Genomic DNA, 4,819 nt, shown 5'->3' with positions numbered 1-4,819 from the left:
TGCCATTCTTCTTCCAACAATTCTCTTGCGGCTTTTTCAATAATATCTGGTGCTGCCCATTCATGTACGTCAAAGTCATTTTTGATATAACCATGTTTTAGCATGAAATCTTTACCAATCTCAACAGAGGCCATATTCTGTGGTGATAGGTTAGGAACTATATCTATTGGTTTGATACCTTCAAAAGTATGTTCCACATCTAGGTAAAAGGTTTGTCTATCAAGGATTCCTGCAGCAGCATGCTTGTTCTCGTTAGACCATCGACCTACTCTAATCATACCTTTCATAAAGGCAACCGCAAGTTCAGGATGCTCATTGTACATAACATCACTACAAGTAATTGCAGCTGGAATATTGGCCACTTGTAAGGTCCAGTCTGGATGTAATGATAAATCTTCAATGGCTTTGAATTTACCAGTTGCTTCAGATAGTTGTTGTAAAGGTTTACTTTGTGTATAACATGCATCAATAATACCTTTTTCAAGCGCAGTTTCTAATGGACGGAATGCCAAATCGTGTTTGTGGTCCCGTTGCAACCATAAATCAGATGGATTGAGCATAGGCTCCAGCATTTTAGGATCATTGTACCAATCATCGGCATAAGGGAATTCTACGAGCTCAATATCATCCATGGTCATACCATTAATGCGGAGCATCAACTCAATACCTTGGTGTTCTTGTATACGCCACCAGTCGTTTTTAACCTGGTTCATACTTTTTGAAATCCCAATTTTTTTCCCTTTCAACTCTTGCATGGTGTAGATATCGTCTCTTGAACGTACCATCATACAGCCACCTTCTTTTGGAGCATGTGTAACACCTAAAAGTCGTGTTCTGCGAATGTCGGCTTGCACATGAACTGGAGGAAACAATCCACCAAATCGAATAAGATTATCCTGGTTATGAATATAATGTGGGTACCAGTCAGTCTCACGGTAATATCTAAAATAGTTATAATCCACTCCGAGTTTTTTAAACTCTTCACGAGTCCATCCTAGTTCCTGGTCAACATTACTAGCCGAGATAAGTGGACAATTAGTGTAGAACACTTCGTTCCAATCCAGCTTTCGAACGTTTAATTTTGTGTTTTCAAAAGTTGTTACTTTTACATCATTGTTTGCCATAATTTGTATTTTATCGTTAACGGATTTTAATTATTTTTTTGTTGCTTTCAAGAAGTAATGCATTTATTTCTTATTTGATTTCTCCTTTTTATTTACTTTTTTTAAAGCATTCAATTCGCGATCGATTTCTTTGTTTTTCAGGGAACCTGAAAGTTCTTACTTTTTATTAAACGCCTCCATTGGTTCATTTAATTCTTCCCTACCGCAAGCGTAAGAAGGACCGTCACTTTTATTTTTCATGATTTTTGCAAAATGCATTATAGTGCACTTTTAATCAGGGTACATAAATTTACGACAGATACATACCAAATAAAATACCTAGAAATAGGTATTTTATTAAATAGAAATGAACTTACAAGTGGTTTCTACTTTGATTAAGGCCACCACAAAATGGTACGCTCAGGAATATTTTGAAATATCAGTAAACAGTTCAACTTCAATATTGTGAACTAGCATAAGTGATTTTAATTCTTCTGCAGTTCTGATGCGGTGGGCTTCGATTTCGACAAGGCCTTTCTTAAAACTGTTTATCCGATATTTAAAATTATCCTGATCTGTCATTTCACATAAGACAATATGATGGGTAAGATCATCACTCTCCTGCTTACACTCCATACAAAAACCAAATAGAACAGTTACGCCATTAACATTTTCCTGGGATGTCCATTGGGTCTCGCCATACCCGCCAAATTCATTAAACCATGTCATGCACCACCGCTTACTATCTTCACGCCATCCGGCGACACAAACTTTATTGGTGTCGTCATAAAAACCACTACCCGGAGGTGTTTTTAGCCCTACTTCTGTCCCGATCGAAGAATATTTTTCAAATGCAATTGGCCAGTTAAATAGTATTTCACGTAGAAACTCGCCGTTCTTTGTTATTTTGCCCAGCCAGCTCCCCCCAAAATAACCACGGAATAACTTTGCAGTTAATTCTGCCATTTCGTTCGGTTTAAAGGAAATAAATTGTATTCTAAATTATTACTTACTTACGCAGCATACAATACTCATTAATAGGTATTTTTATTATCTTTAGAATTTTACTGCCAAACCAGTATCAGGAATGCTCAAGATACCATATAGTTACAATATTTATCACGATTTTATTGAGTCTTATTTGCCTTCGGGCTTTCTAAATATTGACTCCCAAGACCCCATCATTTGTAAATTGGAAAGTTTGATGGAGGAAAACGATCAAATGCTTATAGTAATGGATCTTACTCAATTAACGATTATTTATACCTCCAAGCGAAGTATGGATATGCTGGGCATTGAACCCGAAACCAATGACCCCCTAAAAATGATGAGTAAGGTGCATCCTGAAGACCTTCATCGATTTGGCTTGGGGAGGTCAAAATTAATGGATTTGGATAAGAATCTTTATATCGCCCATAAGGGAGCGGCTTTATTGTCTACCGATATAAGAATGCTAAGACCAGATGGGGAATATGCAAAGCATCTTTTTCAATGTTATATGTTTTATAGTCCGATTCCACATGAATCTGTTTATTATATTCAGGTAAATACAAATATTGAGGAGTATATTATGCATAAGGCTACTTTCCATTATTATGTGGGGGACGATATTACCTTGTTTCGTTTTCCTACCGATGAATTATTGAATATAGGTCATTATTTAACACATAGGGAGTTTGAGATTATTCATATGATTTCTAAAGGCCTGAACAGTGAAGAAATTGCTGAAAAATTATTTATTAGTGTACATACTGTGAATACCCATCGCAGAAATATTTTAGGTAAAACTGAAAAAGGGCATATATCAGACGTTATTTTTGACCTCATGGGAAAGGGGCTTCTTTGAAGATAATAAGGAGAAGCCTAGGGATATATATAACAATTAAAAAGCATCCATAAAAAAACCGCTCTTAAAAAGAGCGGTTTTTAGTTTAGTAGGATGGGAGTTTACATCATTCCCGGCATTCCCCCGCCACCCATTGGCGGTCCGGCAGGTGTTTCTTCCTTGATGTCGGTTAAAGCACATTCTGTAGTCAGAATCATGCCGGCAACAGAAGCAGCATTTTCCAATGCTATCCTGGTTACTTTGGCCGGATCTATGATACCGGCTTCGAGCATGTTCACATAGGTCTCGGATTTTGCATCATAACCAAAATCACCCTTACCATCGAGTACTTTTGCTACGACTACAGAACCTTCTCCACCTGCATTTTCTACAATGGTTCGCATTGGAGCTTCAATGGCCCTTGCAACAATTTGCAGCCCTGTTTCTTCATCTGAATTTTCTACAGACACTTTGGAAAGCACGGATTTTGACCTGATAAATGCTACACCACCACCGGCAACAATGCCTTCTTCAACCGCTGCCCTCGTGGCATGAAGCGCATCGTCTACACGGTCTTTCTTTTCCTTCATCTCTACTTCAGAGGCTGCCCCAACATAAAGCACGGCTACTCCTCCGGCTAACTTAGCCAAACGTTCCTGAAGCTTTTCTTTGTCATAATCAGAAGTAGTGGTCTCAATCTGAGATTTAATTTGATTAACTCTTGTCTTTATGTTTTTAGCTACTCCGGCTCCGTTGACAATAGTTGTATTATCCTTGTCAATGGTTACTTTTTCGCAACTTCCCAACATATCTAAGGTAGTATTTTCAAGAGAAAAACCTCTTTCTTCTGAAATTACAGTACCATTGGTTAATATAGCTATATCTTCAAGCATAGCCTTTCTTCGATCGCCAAATCCTGGTGCTTTTACTGCGGCTATCTTTAAGGAACCTCTTAATTTATTAACTACCAAAGTAGCCAAAGCTTCCCCATCCACATCTTCAGAAATAATCAATAGCGGCTTCCCGGATTGTGCTACCGGTTCTAGAACAGGTAACAAGTCTTTCATTGTTGATATTTTTTTATCGAACAATAATATATAAGGATTTTCAAGGTTTGCAATCATCTTATCCGAATCAGTAACAAAATAAGGAGAAAGATATCCTCTGTCAAATTGCATTCCTTCAACAACATCTACATAAGTATCTGTTCCCTTTGCTTCTTCAACGGTTATGACACCTTCTTTACCAACTTTTCCGAAAGCCTGTGCAATAAGTTCACCAATGGTTTCATCATTATTCGATGAAATAGTGGCTACTTGTTTAATTTTTTCGGAGGAATCACCTACTTTTTTAGCTTGTTTTGCTAAGTTTTCAACAATGGCATCAACGGCCTTGTCAATTCCTCGTTTAAGATCCATGGGATTAGCGCCAGCAGCAACATTTTTAAGTCCTTCCTTAACAATTGCCTGTGCTAAAACCGTAGCTGTCGTAGTTCCGTCACCTGCAAGATCATTTGTTTTAGAAGCGACTTCTTTTACCATTTGCGCCCCCATATTTTCCAAAGCATCTGCCAATTCTATTTCCTTAGCAACGGTAACTCCATCCTTAGTTACAATAGGAGATCCAAACGATCTGCTAACAATTACGTTTCTTCCTTTAGGTCCTAAGGTTACTTTTACGGCGTTTGCCAAAGCGTCAACACCTCTTCTCAGGCCATCCCGTGCTTCAATATCAAACTTTATATCTTTTGCCATTTTCTATTTGTAATTTTCAGTTATTATATAATTGCTAAAATGTCGCTTTCTCTCATCATAAGATAATCGGATCCGTCAAGCTTAAGCTCGGTACCGGCATATTTTCCATAAAGTACCGTATCTCCGACTTTTACTGT

General features: G+C 37.8%; 5 protein-coding genes. 1 reads left to right on the top strand and 4 read right to left on the bottom strand.

Features of this window, described 5'->3' with window-relative positions:
* A partial coding sequence (locus WBM60_RS10815; RefSeq protein ID WP_424283064.1) for an ABC transporter substrate-binding protein occupies window positions 1-1,124 on the bottom strand: 1,124 nt, incomplete at its 3' end.
* Window positions 1,125-1,523: 399 nt separating this feature from the next.
* A complete protein-coding gene (locus tag WBM60_RS10810) occupies window positions 1,524-2,069 on the bottom strand; it encodes a hypothetical protein (protein WP_424283063.1) in 546 nt (181 codons plus the stop codon).
* 121 nt (window positions 2,070-2,190) lie between these two features.
* On the opposite strand from WBM60_RS10810, the gene WBM60_RS10805 reads away from it, so the two are divergent.
* Entirely contained in the window at window positions 2,191-2,949 is a 759-nt protein-coding gene (locus WBM60_RS10805; RefSeq protein WP_424262676.1) for a LuxR C-terminal-related transcriptional regulator, read from the top strand.
* 101 nt (window positions 2,950-3,050) lie between these two features.
* Here the strand turns inward: WBM60_RS10805 and groL are convergent, their stop codons facing one another.
* Complete coding sequence (groL, locus tag WBM60_RS10800; protein WP_424262678.1) at window positions 3,051-4,682, bottom strand: chaperonin GroEL; 1,632 nt, start codon at window positions 4,680-4,682, stop codon at window positions 3,051-3,053.
* A gap of 23 nt (window positions 4,683-4,705) precedes the next feature.
* Window positions 4,706-4,819, bottom strand: a 114-nt coding sequence (locus WBM60_RS10795; RefSeq protein ID WP_424283065.1) for a co-chaperone GroES, incomplete at its 5' end; no start/stop codon positions are given.

This window comes from Eudoraea sp. (genome assembly GCF_049669105.1).
Lineage (GTDB): Bacteria > Bacteroidota > Bacteroidia > Flavobacteriales > Flavobacteriaceae > Eudoraea.
Note: the sequence above shows the minus strand (reverse complement) of the source record. Positions and strands in the feature narration are given on the sequence as shown.